The organism is Streptomyces fulvorobeus (assembly GCF_013167895.1).
GTDB classification, from domain to species: Bacteria; Actinomycetota; Actinomycetes; order Streptomycetales; family Streptomycetaceae; genus Streptomyces; species Streptomyces fulvorobeus.
Genome location: NZ_BLWC01000001.1, coordinates 3278792 through 3303335, shown reverse-complemented (window position 1 = coordinate 3303335; position 24544 = coordinate 3278792). Strand labels below are relative to the sequence as shown.

Sequence of the window (24544 nt, the reverse complement as noted above, 5' to 3'; positions counted from 1 at the left end):
CGGGCGGCGTAAAAGCCCCACACCCCCTGTTTCCAGCACAGACATCGCGCTTACTTGTCGACATGTCACTACAGCGTGTTGCCGACATGTGACATTCTGCTGGAAGCGCGTTTGCCGCAGCCTCCCCTCCGGTATTCAGGTGGAGGCTGCGTTCCTCCGATGGTCGCGGCCCCCGCGACCGTCCGCGACCTCAAGGGGGTGGCATGTCCGCAGAACAGGGCAGCTCGAAGGTGCTCACGCTCACGAAGAGCGTGCCGGCACCTACCGTGCTCACCAGCTCACCGGAAGCCATCGACACCCGCACGCTGTCCCGCTCCCTGTTCCTGCGGCTCGCCGCACTGGGCCCCGCACCGGGCCCCGACGGGGTGGAGAGCCCGGAGCGGGCCTATGTGCGGGACACGCTCATCGAGCTCAACCTCCCGCTCGTGCGGTACGCGGCGGCGCGGTTCCGCAGCCGTAACGAACCCATGGAAGACATCGTCCAGGTCGGCACCATCGGCCTGATCAAGGCGATCGACCGCTTCGACTGCGAACGCGGAGTCGAGTTCCCCACCTTCGCGATGCCGACCGTGGTCGGCGAGATCAAACGCTTCTTCCGCGACACGTCGTGGTCGGTGCGGGTACCGCGCCGGCTCCAGGAGCTGCGGCTCGCCCTCACCAAGACCAGTGACGAGCTCGCCCAGAAGCTCGACCGCTCGCCGACCGTCCCGGAGCTGGCCAAGGCGCTCGGGGTCTCCGAGGAGGACGTGGTCGACGGCCTGGCCGTCGGCAACGCCTACACGGCCTCCTCGCTGGACTCCCCTTCCCCCGAGGACGACGGCGGGGAGGGCTCGCTCGCGGACCGTCTGGGGTACGAGGACACGGCGCTGGAAGGCGTCGAGTACCGCGAGTCCCTCAAGCCGCTGCTGGCCAAACTCGCCCCGCGTGAGCGCCAGATCATCATGCTGCGCTTCTTCGCCAACATGACCCAGTCACAGATCGGCGAAGAGGTCGGCATCTCCCAGATGCACGTCTCGCGCCTGCTGACCCGTACGCTCGCGCAGCTCAGGGAAGGGCTCATCGCCGACTGACGCCGTACCCCCGCGACTCGCGCGCGGGGGAACGCATCGACGGCGCGGGCCGCCTCGGCGCGATGCGACGCCAGACATGTGGCTTGACCGGCCGCCGGGCCACCGTGACCGCTGCTCCGGCGGCCGTGCTGTGCCCGGGCGGCGGGGTGACCGCCTGCGGCGGCGGTGCGGAACGGCGTACCGGGTGGAGTGGTGGCGCCGCTTCGGCCCCGCCTCCGGCAACGAGCCGAGACTTGAGGACCCCTTCGGCCGGTACGTCATCACCACGTTCGTGCATCCCGTGCTGCTGACCTGAACGGACCTACTTGGATTCGACCCGTCCGAGCGGGTTGGGACCGGCCGTCAGCGCGTCGCAGGCCGCCTGCCAGGCGGAGTCCCCGGGGTACAGCTCGGTGCGCAGGTAGGCCAAGGCGAGCCGCGCGACCGCGGCGACTCGTTCGGGATTCTCGTCCGTGGTCTCGGCCACGTCGTATCCGGGGATTCCGCCGAGCGCGTGCCCCGCGCCGAACAGGGTGAGCAGGGACTTGGGGCTCGGGGCGAGGGTGTAGGGGTCGGCGTGCCAGTCCGGCCCCATGTCGGTGAAGTGCCGGGAGTCGTCCTCGTCGCCGGCGACGACCAGCGCGGGCGTGGTCATCGTGGAGAAGTCGATGGTCCCGAAGACCGGCAGCGCGCTGCCCATGGGTCCGTTGATGACATCGCCCCGGCCAGGCGCGGCCAGCAGCACACCCGCCTTGATCCGGGGCTCGATGACGCTTACTTCCTCCCCGGTCTCGGGGTCGGTGACCCGGGCGCCGAGCAGGAGGCTGGAGGTGAAGCCGCCGAAAGAGTGTCCGGCGACGGCGACCCTGGTGTGGTCCATACGGCCGGCGAGCAGCGGCACGGCCTTTTCGATCACGTCGAGCCGATCCAGGATGTGCGGCATGTCTTCGGCGCGCGAGCGCCAGAAGAAAGGTGCTCCGGGGGCGTCGGCGACCAGGTGGGCCAGCGTCCTGGAGGTGAGGTGAGTGGGCTGGATGACGACGAATCCGTGCGCCGCCCAGAAGTTGACCAGCGGCGCGTAGCCGTTCAGCGAGGAGAGGTTGTTCGAGGGGCCGTGGCCGTGGGAGAGCAGGATGACGGGCAGGTCGGTTCCGCTCTCGGGCGCGGTGACTCGTACCTCGAGGTCCACGGGACGTCCGGGTACGGACAGCGCCAGCGGGCTGTAGGACAGGACCGGGACGGGCGAGCCCAGGGCGTCTGCGGTGGCGGCGGATGTGCTCATGAGTGCTGCTTCCTCTTCTGTCGGGTCTGTCACCACCGGTCTCGGCCGGCCGACGGCAGACAGGGCGTACAGGAGCGCCCCTTCGGCTAACCTTTAAGAGGAGCGCTGCACCACTTAATATCCGGAACAACGCTCCGCTTTGTCAAGTGACGCCGGAAGGAAGAACGTGATGCCCACCGAGAGCCCCACGGGGAAGGCGGTCCGAAGCAAGCGCGCCGACGCCCAGCGCAACCAGCAGACGGTGCTCACGGCTGCCGCCGAGGTGTTCGTCGCCTCCGGCGTCGACGCGCCGATCCGCCAGATCGCGGCCCGGGCCGGCGTCGGGATGGCCACGATCTACCGCCACTTCCCGACTCGGGCGGATCTCGTCACCGCCGTCTACCACCACCAGATCGAGGCGTGCGCGGAGGCCGGCCCGAACCTGCTGGACAGTTCGGACTCTCCGTTCGACGCGCTGCGTCAGTGGATCGACCTCTTCGTCGACTTCCTGGTCACCAAACACGGGCTGGCCGACGCCCTGCAGTCCGACAGCGACCGCTTCGCCGCGCTGCACACCTACTTCATCGACCGCCTGCTGCCTGTGAGCGCCCAACTGCTCGACGCCGCAGTCGAGGCCGGGGAGATCCGGCCCGGCATCCAGCCCTACGAACTGATGCGCGGCATCGGCAACCTCTGCGTCGGACGCGACGACGACCCCCGCTATGACCCCCGCCGATTGATCGGACTGCTCCTCCAAGGGCTGCGGCAACCGCAGTCGCCTTGATGTCGACACCCTCCGGCAGCCGCAGTTCTCACCAACGGCCCTTTGCCCGAGCAGGATCACATGGGGCCGCGCGGGGATCGCCGAGAGCTTGATCGGTTCGCGGAAGCTGTTCTCACTCAGGAGTGCCGGGAGGGCAGCTCTGCGACGTGAGTGGTGCAAAATCCGGGCTCATGACGGGCACTCACGAGCCTTCCTCGCTCACCGTGTCGGAAGCCGATCCCGTGGAACGCCATCCGTGCCCGAAGGGCAAGGCGGCCCCCGGCTCGCCGTGCCGCTCGCGCTCCGGAGCGGTCGCGAGCGCGTACCACCCCGGACGCTTCACCAAGGTGCCGAAGCTCACCAAGGAGCTGCGGGTGCAGACGCCGGCTGCCCGTCATCACCGGCGACATGCCGCACACCGGGCTGCGGCGGAAGGCGGACGTCGAGTCCGTCGAGTCCGTCGAGCAGATCCAGCCCGACCTGATCATCCCCACCGGCAAACGCACGGGCCGGAGCCCGTCCGTCGCCGGCATCTACCGCGCGCTCGCCGAGCGCGAGAGGAGGGAGGCGTACCCCGAAGCGGTCGCGGCGGCGCACGCCGACTTCGCCGACCTCCAGGACGTCGACGACGTTCCCCACCCCCGCCGAGCCCGCATCCGGCACCCGGACGATCCGCCTACGCCGGAGGAAGCCGATCTTCGGCGGCGTCTCCAGGGCCAGGTCCTCCGGTCCTCGGAGGCCGCGTAGCCGGCTAGATCACTCCGTGGCGTGGCGGGTTTCCGGCGTATCGGGTCATGCCCCGAAGCGACGCCCACGGACGCGGGGACGGGGCGAACGGTCAGCCGAGCGCGAGCCAGGCGACCGCACCGAGGATGATGACCACGGCGACGACGGCCGCGATCACTCCGGCCCTCGGTCCCGACGAGGTCGCGGCCGGCCGCTGCCGGCGCTGCGGTTCGCCCTCGTCGACGAATGCGCGGAACATCTGGGTGCTGCCCGCCGGGTCGCTGGTGCCCTCGGGGCCCTGCTGAGGGGCGTGGGGGTTGTGTGCCATGGGGCAGGACCCTAGCGAACTCGGCGTTACCACCCAACCCCCGGGTACCTCAAGGCAGTCGGCGCACCAGTGCGCCCAAGCCTTTTCGGAGACGCGATCCGGCCCCCGGCGAAGTGGCAGGCGTCACAGCCGGGGGAGGGCGGCGGCACACGCTGGGCGTTTGACCCGGTCCCTACGCAGGCTTGGGTTTTCCTTTACTTCTGCAAGCCCACTTTCGTTTGCCTGTAGCAACCATCGGCTTCTATGGTTGCCCTAAGCAATTAGTTGGCGCCGAGATGTCAGGAGGGCCCGTGGCCGCTCGGAGTCACTACCAGGAGCTCGCCCGGCAGCTCAGCGCGGTCGGCGCGGTCAAGCGCGGACTTGCCCGGACCCTCCCCGCCGAGTGCCCCGGCGGGTCCGCCGCCGTGCTGGCCCTCCTGGCGGAGCACGGCGAGATGCGGATCAGCAGACTGGCCGAGCTCCTGGCCGTGGACATGTCGGTGACCAGCCGCCATGTCGCTCATGTGGCCGAACGCGGCTGGATAGAACGGTGTCCGGACCCCGCCGACAAGCGCTCCCGCATCCTGCGGCTGACCCCGGCGGGAGGCGACAAGCTCGGCGAGCTGAGCCACCGGACGACCGAGGTGTTCGCCCAGAAACTCATCGACTGGTCCGACGAGGACGTCGGCCTGCTGAACACCCTGCTGGCCCGGCTGCGTGACAGCTTCGCCTGTCGCGGCTCCGGTGAGTGCCCACCCGGAAAACACGGCGGGGACTGCCGCACGCGGCACTACGAGGATTCGCACACCCGTACACCCCTGTAACAGATGCAAAGAGAAGGAACTCCATGGCTACGACCACACCCACCGGTGTGCGGGGCGGCCACGCCAAGCACGGGGGCTCATCGGCTCCCGACGGCACGCCGATGACACACCGGCAGATCATGGAAGCGCTGGCCGGACTGCTGCTCGGCATGTTCGTCGCGATCCTGTCGTCCACCGTCGTCTCCAACGCCCTGCCCGAGATCATCAACGACCTCGGCGGCGGCCAGAGCGCGTACACCTGGGTCGTGACGGCCTCGCTGCTGGCCATGACCGCCACCACCCCGCTGTGGGGCAAGCTGTCCGACCTGTTCAGCAAGAAGCTGCTGGTCCAGATAGCACTGGTCATCTACGTCGCGGGATCGGTCGTCGCCGGTCTCTCCACCAGCAGCGGCATGCTGATCGCCTGCCGCGTCGTCCAGGGCATCGGTGTCGGCGGTCTCTCCGCCCTCGCCCAGATCGTGATGGCCGCGATGATCGCCCCGCGCGAGCGCGGCCGGTACAGCGGCTACCTCGGCGCGGTCTTCGCCGTGGCCACCGTCGGCGGTCCGCTGCTCGGCGGCGTCATCACCGACACCAGCTGGATGGGCTGGCGCTGGTGCTTCTACGTGGGCGTGCCGTTCGCGGTCATCGCGCTCGTCGTGCTCCAGAAGACCCTGAAGCTGCCGGTCGTCAAGCGTGACGTCAAGGTCGACTGGGCCGGCGCCTTCCTCATCAGCGCCGCCGTCTCCCTGCTGCTGCTCTGGGTGACCTTCGCGGGCGACAAGTACGACTGGATCTCCGGACCCACGTACGCGATGCTCGGCGGCACCGTCGTGCTCATCGGGCTCTTCCTGCTCGTCGAGTCCAGGGCGAGCGAGCCGATCATCCCGCTCCGCCTCTTCCGCAACCGCACCATCACGCTGGCATCGGTCGCCTCGCTGTTCGTCGGTGTCGCGATGTTCGTGGGCACCGTCTTCTTCAGCCAGTACTTCCAGCTGGCGCGCGACGAGTCGCCGACGATGTCCGGCGTCATGACGATCCCCATGATCGCGGGGCTCTTCCTCTCATCGACCGTGTCCGGCCAGGTCATCACCAGGACAGGCCGCTGGAAGGCGTGGCTGGTCAGCGGCGGCTTCCTGGTCACGGCCGGACTCGGCATGCTGGGCACCATCCGGTACGACACGGAGTACTGGCACATCGCGGTCTACATGTTCGTGATGGGCCTCGGTATCGGCATGATGATGCAGAACCTGGTGCTCGCCACACAGAACCAGGTCGCTCCCGCCGACCTCGGTTCGGCCAGCTCCGTCGTCACGTTCTTCCGTTCGCTCGGTGGGGCGATCGGCGTCTCGGCGCTGGGCGCCGTCATGGCGAACCGTGTCACCCACTACGTCAAGGACGGCCTGGCCGACCTCGGTCCCGAGGGCGCGGCCATGGGCCACGGCGGTACCGGCGGCGGGGGCATCCCCGACCTGGACACCCTGCCCGTCCCGTTCCGCACGGTCGTGGAGGCCGCGTACGGGCACGGCGTCGGTGACGTCTTCCTGTACGCCGCTCCGGCCGCGCTCGTCGCCTTCATCGTGACGCTCTTCATCAAGGAGGTCGCGCTGAAGACGAACGCGGCGAACGACACCCCGGGCCCCGGTGAGACCACCGAGGTCACCGAGGCGTCCCAGGTCGCCGGAGGCGTCGCCGGGGTCACCTCGGCCGCCACTTCCGAGGCGCCCGTGGAGACGGTGCGCGGTACCGCGGTACGCGGTGTGGTGCGCGGCGCCGAGGGCGTGCCCGTCGCCCGGGCGGCCGTCACGCTGATCTCACCGGCCGGCCGGCAGCTGGGGCGCTCCGTCGCCCAGGCCGACGGCGGCTACGTACTGGACGCGCCGGGCGCGGGCTCGTACGTCCTGATCGCGTCCGCGGACGGCTTCCAGCCGCAGGCGTCGACGGTGGTCGTCGGCGACGGGCCGGTGGCCTACGACGTCCTGCTCGTCGGTACGAGCGGTCTCACCGGGACCGTGCGGGCCGAGGAGACCGGGGCTCCGGTCGAGGGCGCGATGGTCGTGGTGACCGATGTGCGCGGTGACGTGCTGGCGACCGGCAGGTCCGGCGAGGCGGGCGAGTTCACCTTCGGTGAGCTGGTCCCCGGCGCGGTGACCGTCGCGCTGAACGCCGCCGGTTTCCGTCCGATGGCGCTGCCCGTCGAGGTCGGCGGCCAGGGTGTCACCCGGGTCGAGGCGGCGCTGCGGGCCGGCGCGCTGGTGCGGGGCGTCGTGCGGGCCGGGTCCGCCCGTACCCCGCTCGACGACGCCCGCGTGACGCTGATCGACGCGGCCGGCAACGTGGTCGCCACCGCGAGGACCGGGGAGGACGGGGCGTACGCCTTCACCGACCTGGACGCGGGCGAGTACTCGGTCATCGCGACCGGATACCCGCCGGTGGCCGGCTCCCTGACCGTGGCCGGTCACGGGGTCGACGGCCACGACATCGAGCTCGCCCACCCAGGCGAGTGACCATGTCACCAGGGTGACCCGGTTCACCCTGGGTAGCAAAGACCTCTGGCGGGACGGCACTTCGAGCGGAGAGGCTGTCCCGGCCGGTGGAAACGGCCCCGGGGCGGGTACGGCAGGCAGGGGACGGCCTGCCGCACCCGCCCCCGGGGCCCGACTCATTCGACCCCCGGGTCATGGAGCGAGAAGAGAGATACGGGATGGCACTTCGCGCACAGGTACGCACACGGGACGGCTGGGCGGTCCAGCACGCGGTCGTGACGGTCACCGACATGACCGGCACACAGGTGCTGCGCGCCGACGCCGACGAGGACGGGACGGTCCGCGCCGACGACCATCTGCGGGCCGGCGCGTACACCGTGATCGTGACGGCGGTCGGGTACGCCCCCGCCGCCTCCAGCGCGCTCGTCACGGCCGGCGGCCGGATCGACGCGGGCACGGTCGTGATCGCCCGGCAGGGTGGGGCGGAGCTGCCGCCCCCCGGCGTCTGGTCACTGGACCCGGCGCACTCCTCGGTGGGCGCGGTCGCACAGCACCTGGGGATCTCCAGCGTGCACGGCCGGTTCAGCGACTTCTCCGGCCGGATCGAGATCGCGCCGGACGTCGAACGCTCCCGGGTGGAGGCGGTCATCGCCGCGTCCGGCATCGACACCGGCAACAGCATGCGGGACAACCACCTGCGGTCCGCCGACTTCCTGGACGCCGACCGCTACCCGGAGATCACGTACCGCTCCAGCGGGCTCACCCCCGCGGGTCCCGACCGCTGGACGGTCCACGGGGAGCTCACCCTGCACGGTGTGACGCGCGCCGTGGACCTCGACCTCAGCTATCTGGGCACGGGCCCCGACCCCTGGGGCGGCACCCGCGCGGCCTTCCACGCCACGGCCGAACTGCGCCGCGAGGACTTCGCCATGAACTACAACCAGGTGGTGCGGGCCGGGATCTCGGCGATCGGTACGACGCTCCGCGTGGAACTCGACATCCAGACGGTGCAGGGCGAGTCCCTGCCGTCGTAGCGATTCGGGAGCGTCGTAGGGTCGGGGTATGGCACCCCACATCGCGACCAACACCGCCGTGGAGCTCGACGAGCTGCTGGCGTTCGTGCGGCCCCGGCACCGGGCGATCCTCCTGACCACCCGGTCCGACGGCCGCCCCAGGGCTCCCCGCTCACCTGCGGCGTGGACGACGCGGGCCGGATCGTGGTCTCGACGTATCCGGAGCGTGCGAAGACCCGTAACGCCAAGCGGGACGAGCGGGTGAGCGTGATCGTCCTGTCCGACGACTGGAACGGGCCCTGGGTCCAGATCGACGGTTCGGCCGAGGTGATCGACGCGCCGGATTCGGTCGAACCGCTCGTCGAGTACTTCCGGAACATCTCAGGCGAGCACCCGGACTGGGACGAGTACCGGGCGGCCATGCTCAAGCAGGGCAAGTCCATCATCCGGATCACACCGGAGCGCTGGGGCCCCCTCTCCACCGGTGGCTTCCCGGCCCACCTGGCTCCCGGCAGCTGACGCCCCCGATGCCAGGCCCCCCGCCCGCACCGCCCGCCCCCGAACTGCTCGCGCGGGCCCGGCTCCTGGTCGCGCCCGACGTAGGCGAGCCCGTGGTCCGGGAGCTGGAGCGGATCACCGGGAGGGCGGGGGAGCGGGCGCCGGGGAACGCGCCCGACGGGCCGTACCTCCACGTCGGCGCCTCGCTGCCGGAGGCGCTGCGCACCGGACGGCTCGTGTGGTTCCACAGCGTCAACGCCGGTACGGACGCGCTGCTCGACTCGGGGCCGTGGCCGCCGGACGCCCTGCTCACCCGCACGGTGGGCCGCATGGGCGAGCGGATCGCCCAGTACGTCCTGGCCTGGGTGCTCGCCGAATGCCAGTCCGTTTCCGAGTTCACCGCACAGCACGCGCGCGCCGAATGGCGGCGCCTCCCCTGCGAACCGGTCGCGGGCCGGACCGCCCTGATCTACGGAACCGGGCGCATCGGCTCCGTGGTCGCCGGTCTGCTGCGGGGGTGCGGTATCCGGACGGTGGGCGTGGCCCGGACCCCGCGTCCCGTACCGCCGCCGGGCTTCGACCTGGTGATCGGGGCGGACGCGGAGACGGAGGAACTGGGCGCGGCGCGCTGGGTGGTCGCCGCACTGCCGCTGACCGACGCGACCCGGGGGTACTTCGGTGCGCGCCGCTTCTCGGCCGTGCGGGGTGCGAGCTTCGTCAACGTGGGGCGGGGGGCGACCGTGGACCTGGCGGCGCTGGGGGCGGCGCTGCACGCCGGGACCGTGCGGCGGGCCGTCCTGGACGTGCTTCCGCGCGAGCCCCCGGCGCCCGACGACGGCTGCTGGCGCCTCCCCCGTACGGTGATCACGTCGCACTCAGCCGGGATCACGGCCGACGCGGACGTCGTCGCGGACTTCGGGGCGTGCTGGGACGAGCTGCGCGCGGGCAGGAGACCGGCGCTCGCCGTGGACGTGTCCCGGGGCTACTGAGGGCGGGCCGCCGAGCCGAGTCCGCCGAGCCGAGGGCAGGGCTACCGGGCCCGGACGCCCGCCCTGGCGCACATCGCCTCGATGCCCGCGACCACCAGGTCCAGCGCGAAGACGAAGTCCCGCTCGCGCATCTCGCCGACCGTGTCGCCGCCGCGTGCCTCCATCACCTTCAGGGAGGACTCGGCGAACTCCTTGAGGTGCGGCTCGGCCTCGATCGTGCCCATCGCCTGCTGGAAGTACTCGTCCTGGCTGAGCCCCGCTTCCCTGCACCGGTCCACGAAGTGGCCCTCGATGGTGCTGAATCCGTACACGAAGTGGAAGGCGGCGGCCAGGGCGCCGGTCTGGTGCTTCATCGGCAGCCCGGTGGCGCGGATGATGTCCTGGACGGCGTACGAGAAGAGCATGGCGTGCGGGCCGATGTTGAGGAAGTGGCCGGCCAGCGGCGACACCCAGATGTGACGGACAATCAGTTCGCGGTAACCGCGGGCCATCCCGCGCAGCCGGTCGCGCCAGTCCGTGTCCTCGGCGGGGGGCACGATCTCGGCGAAGACCGAGTCCATCGCCAGTTCCAGCAGGTCGTCCTTGGTGTCGACGTACCAGTAGAGGGACATCGCGGTGACGTCCAGCTCCGCCGCGAGACGGCGCATGGAGAACTTGGCGAGGCCCTCCGCGTCCAGCAGCCGCACCGTCGCCGCGGTGATCCTGTCCCGGTCCAGACCCACGGGCGACTCGGACCTCCGGGCACGCGAAGGCGTCCGGCGGTCCAGCCACACACTGGTCCGTGCGGGGTTGTTCACGCGGTCGGCCGCGGACACCATGGCGCACTCTCCTCGTTCTGCCGGACGGCACCGACCGGGGCGGTGGGGTACGTACCGGACGGCCACGGTCCGGTACGTCTCCCCTCCGATGCTATGCCGCTGTTCCGGCCGAGTCTGCCGCAGCCGGGTCCTTGGCGGCAGGGCCCGCGGGCCCGGATTCGGTCCGCTCGGCCCGCCTGAGCAGCGCCGCGGCGAGGAGCCCGCCCGCCAGCACCGCCACCGCGCCGACCAGCTGGCTCGTCTCCAGCCCCGCGGCGAAGGCGTCCGTGATGCGCTGCCGCTCGCCCTCACCGTCCGCCGCGGCGAGCGCGGCGGGCAGCGAGGCCGCTCCCACGGCCGCCGGCACCAGGGCGGCGAAGCGCGAGTTCAGTACGGCGCCGAGCACGGCGACCCCGAGGCCGTTGCCGAATTCGGCGAGCGTGCCGTTGACCCCGGCGCCCACTCCCGCCTTCTCGGGCGGGATGGCGCTCATGATGGCGTTGGCCATGGCGGGCATCGCGAGCGAGATGCCCGCGCCCATGACGACCAGGCCGAGGAGCATTCCGCCGTACCCGCCGCTGCCCGACACCGCGACGGCACCGAGTCCCGCGGCCAGCAGGCTCATCCCGGCCGCGATGGTGGCGGGCGTCCCCATCCTGGGTACGAGCCGGGCGCCCAGACCCGTGAGGTTGAGCGCCACCACGGTGAGCGCGAGCGGCGCCGTACGGAGTCCGGCCTCCAGGGGCCCGTATCCGAGCACGAACTGGAGGTGCTGGGTCAGCAGGAAGAGCGAGCCGCCCATCCCGAAGGCGACCAGGATCGCACCCGCGACCGCCCCGATGAACTTCTGGTTCCGGAAGAAGTGCATGTCCAGCATCGGGTACGGGATGTGGAGCTCCCACAGCACGAACCCGGTGAGCACCGCGACCCCGGTGAAGGCGGTGAGCAGGACCTGACCGGATGCCCAGCCGTGTTCCGGGCCGGAGATGATCGCGTACACGACGGCGGTCATACCGATGGTGGAGAGCAGCGCGCCGAGCAGGTCGGGCCGGTCGCCCTGCGGGTTCCTGGATTCCGGCACGAGGCGCAGGACCGCGATCAGACCGATGACCGCGACCGGGATGTTGATCAGGAAGATCGCTCCCCACCAGAAGTGGTCGAGCATGATCCCGCCGATCAGCGGACCGGTCGCGAAGCCCAGCGAGTTGACGGTCGACCAGAGGCCGATCGCCTTGACGCGCTCGGTGTCGTCGAAGATCTGGACCACCACGGCCAGGGTGGTGGTGATCAGCAGCGCGCCGCCGACGCCCATTCCGGCCCGGGCGGCGATGAGCTGGCCGGAGGACTGCGCGAGGCCGGCCACCAGCGAACCGATGCCGAAGAGGACGAGCCCGGCGACCAGCATCCGCTTGCGGCCGTAGCGGTCGGCGGCGCTGCCAGCCGTGAGGAGCAGACCGGACTGGACGAGCGAGTAGGCGTTGATCATCCACTGCACATCGGCGGTGGAGGCGTCCAGCTCGGTGGTGAGGGAGGGGATGGCGACGTTCAGGACGGTGTTGTCGAGCAGCACGGTGAGCTGGGCCAGACAGATGACGCCGAGGATCAGCCAGCGCTGCGGGTGCCCCTGGGGGGCGAGGTCGTTCGGCTCGGCGGTGGTCGCCGTCATGGAGGGCTCCTTGAGCTCCGTCGCTACTCGTACGGTGTATGGGAGTGCTTGGCGTCGTACACCGTAAGGCACCTCTTCTACGCCGTACAAGTCCATTTCGCGACCACCGCCCTGGAGGCTTGCCGGCCTGTGCTCCGCCCGGTTACCGCGCCCCGGCCACCGGCCGGGTGAGGGCGTGGAGGGTCGCGCTGCCGGCGGTGACCTGCTCGGAGGAGTTCGGGGGCGCCGGGAGACGAGGAGCAGACCCGCAGCACCGTGACGCCCCTACCGACGAGCGCCGCGAGGCAGGGGGCCAGGGCCACGGTGCAGTACTGGTTCGGCGGTGGAGCGCAGCTGGTCGTGCAGCTTGCCGTACATATGGCTCCGGAACACGAGGGCGGTCACCTTGCCGATGACCGCCGCCACGACCGCGATGAGCGACACGGCGGACACGACGAGCCGCCTCCGCAGCGTCCACGGCCGCCCTGCCCGCCTACTCACCGGGCTTGATCAGATACCCGGCCCCGCGCCGGGTGTGGATCATCGGCGAGCGCCCCGCGTCGATCTTCTTGCGGAGGTAGGAGATGTAGAGCTCGACGACATTGGCCTGGCCCCCGAAGTCGTAGTTCCACACCCGGTCGAGGATCTGGGGCTTGCTCAGCACCCGGCGCGGGTTGCGCATGAGGAAGCGGAGCAGCTCGAACTCGGTGGCCGTGAGATGGATCGACTGCCCGCCCCTGGCGACCTCGTGACCGTCCTCGTCGAGCACCAGGTCACCGACGACGAGCGCGGAGTCCCCGCGCGCCGCCACGGCCGTACCGGACCGGCGGATCAGTCCGCGCAGCCGCGCCACGACCTCCTCCAGGGAGAACGGCTTGGTGACGTAGTCGTCGCCCCCCGCGGTGAGCCCCGCGATGCGGTCCTCGACCGAGTCGCGCGCCGTCAGGAACAGCACCGGCACGTCGGAGAGCTCCCGGCGTATCCGGCCGAGGACGGCGAGACCGTCCGTGTCGGGCAGCATCACGTCGAGGACGACCGCGTCCGGCCGGAAGTCGCGCGCCGCGCGCACGGCCCCCGCGCCGTCCCCCGCACTGCGCACCTCCCAGCCCTCGTACCGCAGGGCCATGGAGAGCAGCTCGGCGAGCGGAGCCTCGTCGTCCACCACGAGTACGCGGACGGGACCGCGGTCCGGCCTGAGGAGTTCGGTACGCCCCTGGGGCGAGGTCGTCATCGTCATGCGCCCACCCTGGGAGACGCCCGTGAGAGAGCTCTTGGCCGTTCCTGTGAATCCCCTGAGAAACCACCGGCATCCCCCGGCTCTCCCCGCCTCACCGGAACAGGACCGGTTGTGACGTGAACACCCGGGCCCCTCCTCGACGCCCTCCCCACGGCACCCTTCCCCCACCCCTGCGACGTCCTTTACCCGGGGCCCCTGCCGACCCGCTCAGAACAACCCGCCCTGCACCCCGCCCCCGCCGATGTCAACGACCGGCACCGACACCCCCGCCCCCGCGTCGGCCGCCCTGAGCTCCCACCCGGTGACCAGCCGCGTGTCCAGCACCACGACACCCCCGGCCCCGCTCTCCAGATGCAGATCCGGCCCCGCGGCGGCCACCAGCCGCCCGGCCACCACACCCCCGTCGACCAGCCCGGTCACCGCCCGGGCCACCTCGACCGCCCCGCCGAACCCGAACACCGCACCGTGGTCGACGGCCTCGAACGGCAGCCGCTCCAACGACTCCGGCCACCCGCCCCCTTCGAGCGCCGCGGCCCGCCCGTACCACTCGGCCACCTCGCCGGTCCGCTCCCCCACTCCCGGCAGCGCCGCCCGCACCACCCTCTTCCTGGCGTACGGAATCCGGTCCGGTACCCCGAGCGCGGCCCGCAGCAGCTCCTCCGTCCGGCGCGCGGCCATCAGCGGCCCGCGCCCCAGCCAGCTGAACACCACGGCCCCCTGCTCCCGCAGCCGTGCCGCACCCCGCTCCTCGGCGGTGATCCCGACCTTGACCATCCCGGGCCCGAACCACGCCAGATAGACGCGGTACGTCCGCGGGTCGTCGGCGATCGTGTCGGCCGCGACCGAATGAGCCCGGTCCAGCCGCGCGCACTCCGGACACCGCGCCCCCGTACCGCGCGCCGGCACCACGGCGTCCACCGGACAGACGTTGCCCCGGGCCCCGGCACAGCGCCGCTCCCCGACGGCCCGGAACCCGATCTCCTGCCCGTACACGAGGCGACTCGCCCGCCGCGCACCGGGCACGCCGTCCTTGCGCCACCCCAGCTCGGGCCGGTCATCGGGCCACCGCAGACCGGTGCAACGCCATCCCACGCCCAACCCCCGCACTCCGCAGAAACATCAGCGCACCCACGGTACGGGCGTCACGGATGGGGCACTCTGGAGTGATGACCGGCCTCCGTATCGAACAGCCCGTAGGCGACGCCATGCTCAAGGACTGGCAGCACGCCCACAACCTGATCCTCCCGGACCACCCCCTGTCGCTCGACGAGGTACGGGCGCGCGCCCCGCACGACTACCTGGAGGTCGCCTACCTCGGCGACGTCCTCGTGGGCTGCTCCACCGTCCGCCCCCCGTCGGACGACACCTTCACCGCGACCGTCATCGCCCGCGTCCTCCCCACCCACCGCCGCCGGGGCTTCGGCACCGAACTCTGCGAACGCTCCCTGAAACGCGCCCACACCCTCGGCGCCCAGGTGGTCGAGACCGTGGTCCTGGCCTCGGACCAGGACGGCCTCCGCTTCGCCCACAAGCACGGCTTCGTCGAGACGGAGCCCCGTCTGCCGCCCGGCGAAACGGACCACTGGATCACGCTGCGCCTCCAGGGAGACACCGCATGACGGTGGCCGAGGCGGTCACCCCGCCCGGTCGGCCCGCGCGGATCGAACAGACCAACCAGACGTACGACGGCACGGACCACTGACCGACGCGAGAGCCGGAGTCCGGACCGTGGCGCTGCTGCCCGTGAACGACGTGGCCCGGTTCGAGACCTCCCTGCCACGCCTGGGGGCCATCGGCGCCGCGGCCATGGTGACGGGCCCCGGCGACAAGCAAGCCGCCGCTGAGGATGTCGTGCGCCTCGGGCGTCACCTCCGAGTGGCCCAGCGCCGACGCCCTCGCGGCCCACTAACGCGAAAGACCCCCAGGACTTCTCCTGGGGGTCTTTCGCCTGCTGTGCACTCGGCAGGATTCGAACCTGCAACCTTCTGATCCGTAGTCAGATGCTCTATCCGTTAAGCTACGAGTGCCTGCCGTTGGTGTGATCCTCCGGCTCGCCTCCGGGGCTTTTCTGCCCTGTCGGCGTTGCGAGAACAACATTACATGACCTGCGCCGTCACGCGAAATCCATTGGCTCCATCCGCCCTGAGCTGCGGAAACACCCTCCCAGGGCCCTCCCGGAGCCCTCCCAAAGCCCTCCCGGAACGACCGAAGCCCCGTGCCTGGGCACGGGGCTTCGGGTGGGAGCGGAGGCGGAGGGATTTGAACCCTCGATGGGCTGTAAGACCCAAACCGCATTAGCAGTGCGGCGCCATAGACCGGACTAGGCGACGCCTCCAGCACACCCCGCGCGAGCGCGAGTGGTGCGTTGCAGATGATGACACAGACGAGCGCGCTGTCACCAATCGCCGCCCACCGTACTAGGCAGGCGGCTGCCAGAGCAAAGCATCACTGCGGTTGCGCATCGTCGCGGCGTGCGGAGCGTTAGAGAGAGCGGGGGCACCGCCCCCGTCCATCGTCCGTCGTGTCCCGAGCACAGGAGCCCCGCATGCTGCGTCGCCTCGCCGTCACCGCCGCCGTCTCACTCGTCGCCCTGTCCACCGCCGCCGCGCCGGCGGCGGTCGCGGCCCCGGCCCCCGTACCGCTGCTGCCGGTACCCCTGTTCCTGGACAGCCCGCAGGGCCCGTGGGCCCCGCAGGAGGGCGGTGACACGGGCAGCCAGGACGCCACGATGCGGATGACCGTGACCGTCACGGACTCCGGGGACCGGGCGGCCGACGGGACCTTCGAGCTCGTGTGCGGTACCGACCGGGCCGGTGGCACCCACGCGAAGGCCCAGGCCGCCTGCGACCGTCTGGCCAAGGCGAGGGCGGCCGACGAGAACCCGTTCCTGCCGACGCCCGCTGGCGCCATGTGCACGCAGATCCACGGCGGACCCGCCACCGCCCGGATCGTCGGCACCTGGCAGGGGAAGCACTTCTCCGCTCATCTGAACCGGGTGAACGGCTGCGAGATCTCCCGGTGGAACAACCTGGTTCCCGTCGTGCCCACCGTCTGACGGTCCTCCGGCCACCCCCGACGCCTGGCGTCCGCGCACGTCACACGGTGCGCGGACGGTCACAGTTCACGCCCCCGGCGTACACCGCTCGCACAGAACCTTGGTGAGAGCTCCCCCTCATAGGCCGCCCTGCCGCGCTCCCCTGCCTTTAGACTCCTTCAGTGACAGCCTGAGGCCCGAGGGGCAGGATGGGGCCCGCTGTCGGCAAGGTGCGGTAATAAGGGAGGAAGCGTCGTCGTGAGCAGCAGGCCATCCCGAGGCGCTGCTCGCCTCGCAGCCATACTCGACGCCCTCCCGGACGGGCTTCTGCTCGTCAATTGCAACGGTACGGTCGTCAACGCCAACACCATCGCCCTCGAAATGTTCGAGACCCCGGGCACCGCGCTCGTCGGGCGCGGACTGCTCGATCTGCTTCCGGAGTTCGACTCCAAGCTGATCCCCGGGTCGATGCGCCGGCCGGAGGCTGCGGACGAGCAGGGCAGGACCAAGCCGACGCGGATGACCGCGCGGCGTACCGACGGCATCGAGTTCCCGGCGGAGATCACCAGCGCGAGCCTGGACAGCGGCCAGGCCGGGTACAACGACATCCACTCCAGCTACACCGGCGACGAGCTGCTGATGCTGGTCGTACGCGATCTGTCGGGCACCGTCGACACCGAGGCCGAGCTGGCCCGTTCGCAGCGCCAGACCGAGATGATCCTGCGGGCCGCGTCCGAGGGTGTCGTGGGGACGGACACGGACGGCCGAGTCGTCCTCGTCAATCCTGCCGCCGCGCAGATACTGGGATTCCGTGCCAGCGACCTGGGCGGCAAGGAGCTGCACCCGCTGGTCCTGCACTCACGCGCGGAGGGCGAGCCCTTCCCGTACGAGGACTCCCCCCTCGCCGACACCCTCAAGTCCGGGCGCAAGCACCGGGTGCGCGGACAGGTGCTGTGGTCCAGGAGCGGTGCGCAGGTGCCGGTCGACCTGACGACCGCGCCCGTCAGGGACGGGGACCAGCTGGTCGGCGCGGTGATGACGTTCACCGACCGCAGGCCGTACGAGGAGCTCACCGAGCAGCACACGGCCGAGGTCGCCGAACTGACCGGGAGCCACACCGCCGAGGTCGCCCGCCTCACCGAGGCCCACGCCGCGGAGATCGCGGAGCTGACCGAGCGGCACGCGGCCGAACTCGCCGACCGCACCGAGCGGTACGCCTCCGAGCTGGAGAAGCAGACCGATCTCCTGGCCGGCCTCGGCGCCCGGCACGGCCAGCTGACCGCCGTGCTGGGCGAGTCGCTGCGCGGCCCGCTGGAGGAGCTGCGCGGGGAGCTGTCCACGCTCGCCGCCGACCCGGCCGGCCAGCTGTGGCCGGAGGCCAACCAGATCCTGCACCATCTGGCCGCGGGGTACGCCCGGATGACGACCCTCGTCGACAACGTGCTGGGATTCCAGCGTCTCGACGCGGGCGCGGAGGGCCTCACCAAGGTCCCCGTCCTGCTGGACGGGGTCGTGGCGGCCGGTATCGACGGCGCCGTGGAGCTGATCGGGCCGGGGCGCGCGCAGTTCGCGGTGCACGCTCCGCCGATCGAGGCCGAGGTGGACCCGGGGCGGCTGGCGACGGCACTCGCCCACCTGGTCGCGGACGTGGCCGGAGTCGACTCGACGGGCAAGACCCGGCTGGTGCCCGGCGGTGGTTACGTCGATTCGACGGTCGTCGTGGCGGCGGCGCAGCGCGGTGAGGTCGTACGCATCGAGGTGCGCGGGCCGTTCGCCGGGGGCGACCCGGTGCACGAGCCGATCGTGCGCGGGATCGTCCGGGCGCACGGCGGCGTGCTCCAGACGCACGAGATGCCGGGGATGAGCGGTAGCGCGTACGTACTGGAGGTACCGCTCGGAGCCGGTTCCGGCACCGTCGCGCTCCCGCCCCCGCAGGTGGAGACCCTACCGGCGCTCCAGGAGGCCGTCCCGGCTCAGGAGGCCCCTCCGCAGGACGAGGGCGGCACGAGTGGCGGTCGGCGCAGGGCGCGCAGGTCGTCGACCGACGCGTTCCTTGACAGTCCTGAGGGCGGCGCGGCGGCCCCGGAGACCGATGCGGCGGAGCCCACCGGGCGGCGCAGGGCGCGGCGCGAGGCGGCGGAGTCCGCTCCGGGCGCTCCGGGCTCTGTCGAGGAGCAGCCGCTCGCGGAACCGGGCACCGGTACGCCGAACGGTGGCTCCGGCCGCAGGCGCGGACGCCCCAGCCCGGCGGAGACGGGCGCGGTGGAACTTCCGGAGAGGGCTCACGGCGAAGGGGCGCACGGGGCTCACGGCCTTCAGGGGCCGCAGAGGTCTCAGGGGCCGCAGAGTCCGCAAGGGGCTGCCCGGCAGGGGCAGGGCCCGGGCCAGGCACTTGCGTTGCCCGCCGCTCCTTCCGCGGCTCAGGTTCCTTCCGCAGGTCAGGTCCCGTCCGCCTTCCCCGCTCCTTCCGAGGGATCGGTCGTCACCGCTGCCGAGGGCGCACAGCCCCGTCCCCAGCTGGGGAGGACCGTGCCACCGCAGGGCGTGCCCTCGGGCGGGCAGATGCCGGCCGGACCGACGGGCCGCCGGGCACGACGGGACGGGGAGCCGCAGCCGGCTCTCCCGGCGCTCGCCCCACCCCACCCGCCCCAGGCGTCGCCGACGTCCCCCGACCACGCCCCGGGCGGCGAGACGCAGGGCTCGCAGCCCGGCGGCCGCAGGGCGCGGCGCGCGCTCTCGGCTGCCCAGGAGCGGGCCGCCCAGGCGGAGCCGACCGGGCCGCGTACCGCGTTCGCGCTGCCGCCCGCCGACGCGGACCGGGTACCTCCCGTGACCGAAACCGGGACCGGGGCCGGGACGGCGGCACCGGCAGCGCCGGAGCGCCACGACGCCGTACGGACCGCGCCCGACGACGACCACACCCCGCCGCAGGCGCACCCCGTACCGTCCGGCCGCCGCCGGGCCCGCCCTCCCGTCGCACCGGAGGGGCCGGCCGACGCCACACCGCCCGGCTGGAGCCAGGGCGGCACCTCGGGGCAGGGCCTGGCGGCACTTGCGGGCGACACCGCCGGGCCCGAGAGCGAGGCATGGGCGGGACCCGGCCGGACCACGCACACCACGGGGGCCGCTCCCGGTCCCGCACCGGCGCCCCCGCAGGGAGCGCCGCCCGCCGGCCACGCGGCTCCTGCGCAGGACGTCCCGCGTCGGCCGTTGCCCGCCGAAGCGCCGGTGCCTCCGTCCCCGGACTCCACCCAGGGCCGTGCGTTCAGCGTGCGGACGCTGGGGCAGAACGTGCCGTTCGCACAGCACCTCGCACACCAGCAGAACCAGCAGAACCAGAGCCTCGGCGGGGCCGGACGGCGGCGCAAGCTGGCCGCCCCTCCCGAGGCCGAGCCCTCGGCACCGCCCGTACCCCCGCAGTCCGGTGAGGCCCCGGCCGAGCCCGACCAGTCGGGTACGCAGGCCGGTGCGAAGACCCCAGGGCCCGCCTCGCTGCTGTCGGCGCCGGTGGCCGCAGGGCGCGCGTACGCCATAGGGGCGCCCGACCGGAGCGCCGCCGAAGGGCCGGAGCCGCTGGACGGCCCCGGCGGCGCGGTCGAGGTGGCCAACCGGCCGCAGCCCCGCCCCGTCGACGACGAGCTGCCCCCGGAGCCGCTGGACAACCCGCGACGGCTGCTCGTCTGGCCCGCGCCCGACGTCTCCACCCAGCAGGCGTTGAGCGACCGCGGCTACCGCCCCGTGATCGTGCACTCCCGCGAAGAGGTCGACGCCCAGATCGCCGCGTTCCCCGCCGCGCTCTTCGTGGACCCGCTGACCGGCCCGATCACCCGGACGGCCCTGCAGTCACTGCGTCAGGCGGCGGTCGCCGCCGAGGTACCCGTCCTGGTGACGGCGGGGCTCGGACAGGCGACCCGCGAGGCCGCGTACGGCGCCGACCCCGCCGTACTCCTCAAGGCGCTCGCTCCCCGCGACAGCGAGCAGCATCCCCCGCGGGTCCTCGTCATCGAGGAGCACGAGGAGATCGCGGTGGCTCTGACGGAGACGCTGGAGCGCCGCGGGATGCAGGTCGCGAGGGCGGCGACCGACAGTGACGCGGTCGAGCTCGCCACCCGGATGCGGCCGAACCTGGTGGTGATGGACCTGATGCAGGTACGCCGCCGACGCGCCGGGATCATCGACTGGCTGCGGGCGAACGGGCAGTTGAACCGCACGCCGCTGGTCGTCTACACCTCGATCGGTCTGCACGAGTCGGAGCTGTCCGGACTCGGCTCGGGCGAAACCGTCCTCTTCCTGGCCGAGCGCTCCACCAGCGACGAGGTGCAGTCCCGCATCGTCGACCTGCTGGCGAAGATAGGCACCAACTGACGCGCGTGGCTGCGGCCGGCGCGTACGGGGAGGGCGGTACGGGAAGTCCCGTACCGCCCTCATCGTCGTGCCGGGTCAGAGCTGGGTGACGTCCAGCTCGCCGTCCGCGTACTGCCTTCGGATTACCTTCTTGTCGAACTTTCCGACGCTCGTCTTCGGGACCGCCGGGATGACCGACCAGCGCTCCGGCAGCTGCCACCTGGCGACCGACTGCGCGAGGAACTCCCTGAGCGCGGCGTAGTCGGCGGTCGCGCCCTCCTTGAGGACCACCGTGGCGAGCGGGCGCTCGCCCCACTTCTCGTCGGGGACGGCCACGACCGCGGCCTCTGCCACGTCCGGGTGCGCCATCAGGGCGTTCTCCAGGTCCACGCTGCTGATCCACTCACCGCCTGACTTGATGACGTCCTTGGCCCGGTCGGTCAGGGTGAGGAAACCGTCCGCGCTGATCACACCGACGTCACCGGTCTTCAGCCAGCCGTCCTCGGTGAACTTGTCCTCTGGCCGCAGATCGCCGCCCGGACCGCCGTAGTACGCACCGGCGATCCAGGGCCCGCGGACCTCCAGCTCACCCGCCGACGTACCGTCCCAGGGCAGGTGCTCGCCGGCGGTGCCGGCCAGGCGTGCCTCGACCCCGGCCGGGAAGCGGCCCTGCGTGATGCGGTACGGCCACTGCTCCTCCTCGCTGAGTCCGGCGGGCGGATTGGCCATGGTGCCGAGCGGGGAGGTCTCCGTCATACCCCAGGCGTGGCAGAGGCGGACGCCCAGCTTGTCGTACGCCTCCATGAGGGAGGGCGGGCAGGCGGCGCCGCCGATGGTGACGTTGGCCAGGGACGAGAGGTCGCGCGGGTTGGCGGTGACCTCGGCGAGCAGTCCGTGCCAGATGGTGGGGACGGCGGCGGCGTGGGTCGGCTTCTCGCGCTCGATCATGTCGGCGAGTGGGGCGGGCTGGAGGAAGCGGTCCGGCATGAGCATGTTGACGCCCGTCATGAACGCCGCGTGCGGCAGGCCCCAGGCATTCACATGGAATTGGGGCACGACCATCAAAGTGGTGTCCCGGTCCGTCAGCCCCATCGACTCGGTCATGTTGACCTGCATGGAGTGCAGGTAGATGGAGCGGTGGGAGTAGACGACACCCTTGGGGTCGCCCGTGGTGCCGGAGGTGTAACACATGGCGGCGGCCTGGCGTTCGTCCAGCTCGGGCCAGTCGTACGTGGTGGGCCGGCCCGCCAGCAGCTCCTCGTACTCGTGCACGCGCGGCGCGATCCCGCTGAGCCCGGAGCGGTCACCCGGGCCCGACACCACCACGTGCTCGATGGACGGCAGGTGGGGGAGCAGCGGTACGAGCAGCGGCAGCAGTGAACCGTTGGCGATGACGACCTTGTCGTCGGCGTGGTTGACGATCCAGGCCAGCTGTTCGGCCGGGAGCCGGAGGTTGAGCGTGTGCAGTACGGCACCCATGGAGGGGATCGCCAGATACGCCTCGACGTGCTCGGCGTTGTTCCAACAGAGGGTCGCGACCCTCTGGTCGCCGTCGACGCCGAGCTCGTCGCGCAGGGCGTTGGCCAGCTGCGCGGCGCGCCCGCCGATCTCGGCGAAGGAGCGTCGATGCGGCTCGGGTTCGCCGGTCCAGGTCGTGACCTGTGACCTCCCGTGGATCGTCATCCCATGGGTCAGGATGCGGGTGACAGTCAGCGGTACGTCCTGCATGGTGCTGAGCACGGCGTCCTCCCGTTGGGCGCTACGCGGCGGTAATGATGCGCTGATTCTGCGCACATACCAAGCGGTATGTCACTAGCGGGCGCCTACAAATCGCTGCCGCCGGACGACATCGCCCGTCTCGCGACCAGCCGCCCTGCCGGGCCGAGGGCGGGTTGCCCCGGACGGGGGGCGGGCCCGCTGTCTACCGGGACGAGACCGGGCGTGCTCCCTGCCGGACCGGGGGCGGGTGCGCTCACTACCGGACCCAGATCAGGCGTGCTCTCTACCGGACCGGGGTCAGCTCCGGGTCCTCGCGCAGTTTGCCGAGAGCCCGTGACACCGCGCTCTTGACCGTCCCGATGGACACCCCGAGCACCTCGGCCGTCTGGGCCTCGCTGAGGTCCTCGTAATAACGCAGGACGACCATGGCCCGCTGGCGGTCGGGGAGCTTGAGGACGGCCCGCCACATCGCGTCGTGCAGGGACTGCTGCTCGGCGGGGTCGGGAACCGGTGCGGACCCCTGCTCGGGCAGTTCCCCGCAGGCGAACTCGTCGACCTTGCGCTTGCGCCACTGCGAGGTACGCGTGTTCACCAGTGCCCGGCGGACATAGCCGTCCACTGCCCGGTGATCCTCGATCCGCTCCCACGCGACGTACGTCTTGGTGAGCGCTGTCTGCAGCAGATCCTCCGCGTCGCTCGGGTTCGCGGTGAGCGAGCGGGCCGTCCGCAGCAGTACGGGCCCCCGCGCCCGTACGTACGAGGAGAACGACGCGTAGGGCGAAGAGGTCGGGTGTCCGGCGGTGGCAGCGACTGCCCTGGAGGCGCCGGTGCAGACTGGCGTGGTCATACCCCCACGCTAGGAGCGGGCGCGTGCGAGGGGATCGGCCCCAGGTCCCGAAGCGGCGTCCGCCTCAGGTTGTAGGGGCGGGGCGGGCCGCACCTCCTGAAGGTGGAGGGGCCGGCCGTCCACCTCAGGGTCCGCCCCTGAGCCGGGCACCGGCGGGCCGGCACCCACGCGCGCGCCCGCACGGCCGGGGCGGCGCGGTCCGCCCCAGGTCGTCCGGACCTGGCGTCAGCGCCGAGGCGGTCATGCCCGTACCGGCCGTGACCAGCGTCCCGGCCGCGACGAGCACCACCCACCGACCACGCTCACCGCGTCGCCACCGCGCACAGGTCCGCGCGGCGGCACCGGAGTGCCGCCGCGCGGACCGTGCTCACCTCACCGTGGACCTGCACCCCAGCGGGCCCCCGGGCTGCGGCTCACCAGAGGAACGGGGAGAAGTTCACCGCGTAGTCCTGGTTGGCCTGGTTGATCACCGTGATGCCCGAGCCGTCCGACTGTGCCGAGTTGCTCTGGTTCGAGGCGCCGGGCCCGACCGCCTGTTGTTGCGAGGTCGACGAGTTGCCCAAGTTGTTCCCACCGACGCCGCTACCGCCGACCGTCCCCACCGCCGCGTTCGATCCGTCGTTCGCGAAGGAGCCGTTGTCGGCCGCTGCGACACCACCGGAGAGGGCGACAGCGAGTGGCAGGGCGGCAAGAGCGGCGAAGGCACGAGCGGTACGGATGCTTGCCATGTCAATTCCTCCAGGAACCGAATATGCGGCTAATTTCAGCTAGATACGGCTTATACAGCCGATACAGCTGATATGGCTGATATGGCTGATTCCGGAGCAGTTGGCCGACCGCTGCGGAGTTGGTTACGACGTCGCAGCACCAGAGTTGCCCACCGAATCCCCGGCGAACCACCCCGCAGCCCGTCATTCCCCCTCAAGCATGAGCAGCACCCGATAAACCTCCCGCACGCCCCAAAACCAGGATCAGCTACCCCGCTCCTTCGCCACTCGGCACCCCGCATGGGGAGAAGCGTTCCTG

20 protein-coding genes, 2 tRNA genes and 3 pseudogenes are annotated in these 24544 nt (G+C 71.6%); 13 read left to right on the top strand and 12 right to left on the bottom strand.

All coding sequences use genetic code 11. The features are described 5' to 3' along the window. Positions 1–203 precede the first annotated feature (203 nt). Positions 204–1070: an RNA polymerase sigma factor SigF gene (locus Sfulv_RS14970; RefSeq protein WP_173314214.1), complete on the top strand. Its 867-nt coding sequence runs from the start codon at positions 204–206 to the stop codon at positions 1068–1070. 76 nt (positions 1071–1146) lie between these two features. Then, the gene (locus Sfulv_RS14965; RefSeq protein ID WP_173314212.1) at positions 1147–1365 is read left to right on the top strand and encodes a hypothetical protein; all 219 of its coding nucleotides are present in this window, start codon (positions 1147–1149) and stop codon (positions 1363–1365) included. A 6-nt stretch (positions 1366–1371) separates the two neighbouring features. Here Sfulv_RS14965 and Sfulv_RS14960 read toward each other — a convergent pair whose 3' ends face one another. Further along, positions 1372–2331 carry an alpha/beta hydrolase family protein gene (locus tag Sfulv_RS14960; protein ID WP_173314210.1) on the bottom strand — a complete coding sequence of 320 codons (960 nt, stop codon included), beginning with the start codon at positions 2329–2331 and terminating at the stop codon, positions 1372–1374. Between the two features lie 169 nt (positions 2332–2500). On the opposite strand from Sfulv_RS14960, the gene Sfulv_RS14955 reads away from it, so the two are divergent. Both Sfulv_RS14955 and Sfulv_RS30435 read left to right on the top strand, forming a co-directional pair. Beyond that, positions 2501–3094 carry a TetR/AcrR family transcriptional regulator gene (locus tag Sfulv_RS14955; RefSeq protein WP_173314208.1) on the top strand — a complete coding sequence of 198 codons (594 nt, stop codon included), beginning with the start codon at positions 2501–2503 and terminating at the stop codon, positions 3092–3094. Positions 3095–3481: 387 nt separating this feature from the next. Continuing rightward, on the top strand, positions 3482–3820 hold the full coding sequence (locus Sfulv_RS30435) for a hypothetical protein (RefSeq protein WP_246353125.1): 339 nt from the start codon (positions 3482–3484) through the stop codon (positions 3818–3820). 91 nt (positions 3821–3911) lie between these two features. On the opposite strand, the gene Sfulv_RS14945 is transcribed toward Sfulv_RS30435, so the two are convergent. Beyond that, a complete protein-coding gene (locus Sfulv_RS14945) occupies positions 3912–4127 on the bottom strand; it encodes a hypothetical protein (protein ID WP_173314206.1) in 216 nt (71 codons plus the stop codon). 290 nt (positions 4128–4417) lie between these two features. Between Sfulv_RS14945 and Sfulv_RS14940 the strand changes: the two genes are divergently transcribed. The 5 genes and pseudogenes from Sfulv_RS14940 (at position 4418) to Sfulv_RS14920 (ending at position 9895) form a co-directional block, all read left to right on the top strand. After that, entirely contained in the window at positions 4418–4930 is a 513-nt protein-coding gene (locus Sfulv_RS14940; RefSeq protein ID WP_173314204.1) for a MarR family winged helix-turn-helix transcriptional regulator, read from the top strand. A 101-nt stretch (positions 4931–5031) separates the two neighbouring features. Further along, on the top strand, positions 5032–7416 hold the full coding sequence (locus Sfulv_RS14935) for an MFS transporter (RefSeq protein ID WP_486388586.1): 2385 nt from the start codon (positions 5032–5034) through the stop codon (positions 7414–7416). Between the two features lie 197 nt (positions 7417–7613). Beyond that, the gene (locus Sfulv_RS14930) at positions 7614–8429 is read left to right on the top strand and encodes a YceI family protein (RefSeq protein ID WP_173314200.1); all 816 of its coding nucleotides are present in this window, start codon (positions 7614–7616) and stop codon (positions 8427–8429) included. 28 nt (positions 8430–8457) lie between these two features. After that, positions 8458–8927 (top strand): annotated as a pseudogene (locus Sfulv_RS14925) (PPOX class F420-dependent oxidoreductase). A gap of 8 nt (positions 8928–8935) precedes the next feature. Continuing rightward, entirely contained in the window at positions 8936–9895 is a 960-nt protein-coding gene (locus tag Sfulv_RS14920) for an NAD(P)-dependent oxidoreductase (protein ID WP_173314198.1), read from the top strand. Positions 9896–9936: 41 nt separating this feature from the next. Here the strand turns inward: Sfulv_RS14920 and Sfulv_RS14915 are convergent, their stop codons facing one another. The 5 genes and pseudogenes from Sfulv_RS14915 to Sfulv_RS14895 form a co-directional block, all read right to left on the bottom strand. Then, positions 9937–10713, bottom strand: coding sequence for a TetR/AcrR family transcriptional regulator (locus Sfulv_RS14915; RefSeq protein WP_173314196.1), 777 nt, complete (start codon positions 10711–10713; stop codon positions 9937–9939). A gap of 91 nt (positions 10714–10804) precedes the next feature. Then, positions 10805–12358, bottom strand: a complete 1554-nt coding sequence (locus Sfulv_RS14910; RefSeq protein ID WP_173314194.1) for an MFS transporter — start codon at positions 12356–12358, stop codon at positions 10805–10807. A gap of 276 nt (positions 12359–12634) precedes the next feature. Then, positions 12635–12838, bottom strand: a pseudogene (locus Sfulv_RS14905) (two-component sensor histidine kinase); the annotation flags it as partial. Then, positions 12831–13574: a response regulator transcription factor gene (locus Sfulv_RS14900; protein WP_173314192.1), complete on the bottom strand. Its 744-nt coding sequence runs from the start codon at positions 13572–13574 to the stop codon at positions 12831–12833. The gene Sfulv_RS14900 and the pseudogene Sfulv_RS14905, both read right to left, overlap by 8 nt. A 207-nt stretch (positions 13575–13781) precedes the next feature. Beyond that, a complete protein-coding gene (locus Sfulv_RS14895; protein WP_371874669.1) occupies positions 13782–14666 on the bottom strand; it encodes a DUF2797 domain-containing protein in 885 nt (294 codons plus the stop codon). Positions 14667–14740: 74 nt separating this feature from the next. On the opposite strand from Sfulv_RS14895, the gene Sfulv_RS14890 reads away from it, so the two are divergent. Together Sfulv_RS14890 and Sfulv_RS31725 are read left to right on the top strand one after the other, a co-directional pair. Further along, positions 14741–15193, top strand: a complete 453-nt coding sequence (locus Sfulv_RS14890) for a GNAT family N-acetyltransferase (RefSeq protein ID WP_173314188.1) — start codon at positions 14741–14743, stop codon at positions 15191–15193. Positions 15194–15350: 157 nt separating this feature from the next. After that, a pseudogene (locus Sfulv_RS31725) lies at positions 15351–15477 on the top strand (oxidoreductase); the annotation flags it as partial. A gap of 51 nt (positions 15478–15528) precedes the next feature. Here the strand turns inward: Sfulv_RS31725 and Sfulv_RS14885 are convergent. Continuing rightward, positions 15529–15601 (bottom strand) — tRNA-Arg (locus Sfulv_RS14885). A 217-nt stretch (positions 15602–15818) separates the two neighbouring features. Beyond that, positions 15819–15909: transfer RNA gene (locus Sfulv_RS14880), tRNA-Ser, on the bottom strand. A 210-nt stretch (positions 15910–16119) separates the two neighbouring features. Between Sfulv_RS14880 and Sfulv_RS14875 the strand changes: the two genes are divergently transcribed. Together Sfulv_RS14875 and Sfulv_RS14870 are read left to right on the top strand one after the other, a co-directional pair. Continuing rightward, positions 16120–16629 (top strand): SSI family serine proteinase inhibitor, encoded by a 510-nt coding sequence (locus Sfulv_RS14875; RefSeq protein ID WP_173314186.1) that lies wholly within the window; start codon positions 16120–16122, stop codon positions 16627–16629. 237 nt (positions 16630–16866) lie between these two features. Next, positions 16867–20973 carry a PAS domain-containing protein gene (locus Sfulv_RS14870; protein ID WP_173314184.1) on the top strand — a complete coding sequence of 1369 codons (4107 nt, stop codon included), beginning with the start codon at positions 16867–16869 and terminating at the stop codon, positions 20971–20973. A gap of 75 nt (positions 20974–21048) precedes the next feature. Here the strand turns inward: Sfulv_RS14870 and Sfulv_RS14865 are convergent, their stop codons facing one another. From Sfulv_RS14865 to Sfulv_RS14855, 3 genes are all read right to left on the bottom strand, one after another. Then, positions 21049–22692, bottom strand: coding sequence for a long-chain fatty acid--CoA ligase (locus Sfulv_RS14865; RefSeq protein WP_173314182.1), 1644 nt, complete (start codon positions 22690–22692; stop codon positions 21049–21051). Positions 22693–22954: 262 nt separating this feature from the next. Continuing rightward, entirely contained in the window at positions 22955–23518 is a 564-nt protein-coding gene (locus Sfulv_RS14860; protein ID WP_173314180.1) for a SigE family RNA polymerase sigma factor, read from the bottom strand. Positions 23519–23931: 413 nt separating this feature from the next. Then, positions 23932–24246, bottom strand: a complete 315-nt coding sequence (locus Sfulv_RS14855) for a hypothetical protein (RefSeq protein WP_173314178.1) — start codon at positions 24244–24246, stop codon at positions 23932–23934. Positions 24247–24544: the final 298 nt, after the last annotated feature.

What these genes read in the sequence shown, in the direction of transcription:
- Sfulv_RS14970 (WP_173314214.1), top strand. Translation starts at nt 204, where the DNA reads ATGTCCGCAGAACAGGGCAGCTCGAAGGTGCTCACGCTCACGAAGAGC.
- Sfulv_RS14965 (WP_173314212.1), top strand. Translation starts at nt 1,147, where the DNA reads ATGTGGCTTGACCGGCCGCCGGGCCACCGTGACCGCTGCTCCGGCGGC.
- Sfulv_RS14960 (WP_173314210.1), bottom strand. Translation starts at nt 2,331, where the DNA reads ATGAGCACATCCGCCGCCACCGCAGACGCCCTGGGCTCGCCCGTCCCG.
- Sfulv_RS14955 (WP_173314208.1), top strand. Translation starts at nt 2,501, where the DNA reads ATGCCCACCGAGAGCCCCACGGGGAAGGCGGTCCGAAGCAAGCGCGCC.
- Sfulv_RS30435 (WP_246353125.1), top strand. Translation starts at nt 3,482, where the DNA reads ATGCCGCACACCGGGCTGCGGCGGAAGGCGGACGTCGAGTCCGTCGAG.
- Sfulv_RS14945 (WP_173314206.1), bottom strand. Translation starts at nt 4,127, where the DNA reads ATGGCACACAACCCCCACGCCCCTCAGCAGGGCCCCGAGGGCACCAGC.
- Sfulv_RS14935 (WP_486388586.1), top strand. Translation starts at nt 5,032, where the DNA reads ATGACACACCGGCAGATCATGGAAGCGCTGGCCGGACTGCTGCTCGGC.
- Sfulv_RS14930 (WP_173314200.1), top strand. Translation starts at nt 7,614, where the DNA reads ATGGCACTTCGCGCACAGGTACGCACACGGGACGGCTGGGCGGTCCAG.
- Sfulv_RS14920 (WP_173314198.1), top strand. Translation starts at nt 8,936, where the DNA reads ATGCCAGGCCCCCCGCCCGCACCGCCCGCCCCCGAACTGCTCGCGCGG.
- Sfulv_RS14915 (WP_173314196.1), bottom strand. Translation starts at nt 10,713, where the DNA reads ATGGTGTCCGCGGCCGACCGCGTGAACAACCCCGCACGGACCAGTGTG.
- Sfulv_RS14910 (WP_173314194.1), bottom strand. Translation starts at nt 12,358, where the DNA reads ATGACGGCGACCACCGCCGAGCCGAACGACCTCGCCCCCCAGGGGCAC.
- Sfulv_RS14900 (WP_173314192.1), bottom strand. Translation starts at nt 13,574, where the DNA reads ATGACGATGACGACCTCGCCCCAGGGGCGTACCGAACTCCTCAGGCCG.
- Sfulv_RS14890 (WP_173314188.1), top strand. Translation starts at nt 14,741, where the DNA reads ATGACCGGCCTCCGTATCGAACAGCCCGTAGGCGACGCCATGCTCAAG.
- Sfulv_RS14875 (WP_173314186.1), top strand. Translation starts at nt 16,120, where the DNA reads ATGCTGCGTCGCCTCGCCGTCACCGCCGCCGTCTCACTCGTCGCCCTG.
- Sfulv_RS14860 (WP_173314180.1), bottom strand. Translation starts at nt 23,518, where the DNA reads ATGACCACGCCAGTCTGCACCGGCGCCTCCAGGGCAGTCGCTGCCACC.
- Sfulv_RS14855 (WP_173314178.1), bottom strand. Translation starts at nt 24,246, where the DNA reads ATGGCAAGCATCCGTACCGCTCGTGCCTTCGCCGCTCTTGCCGCCCTG.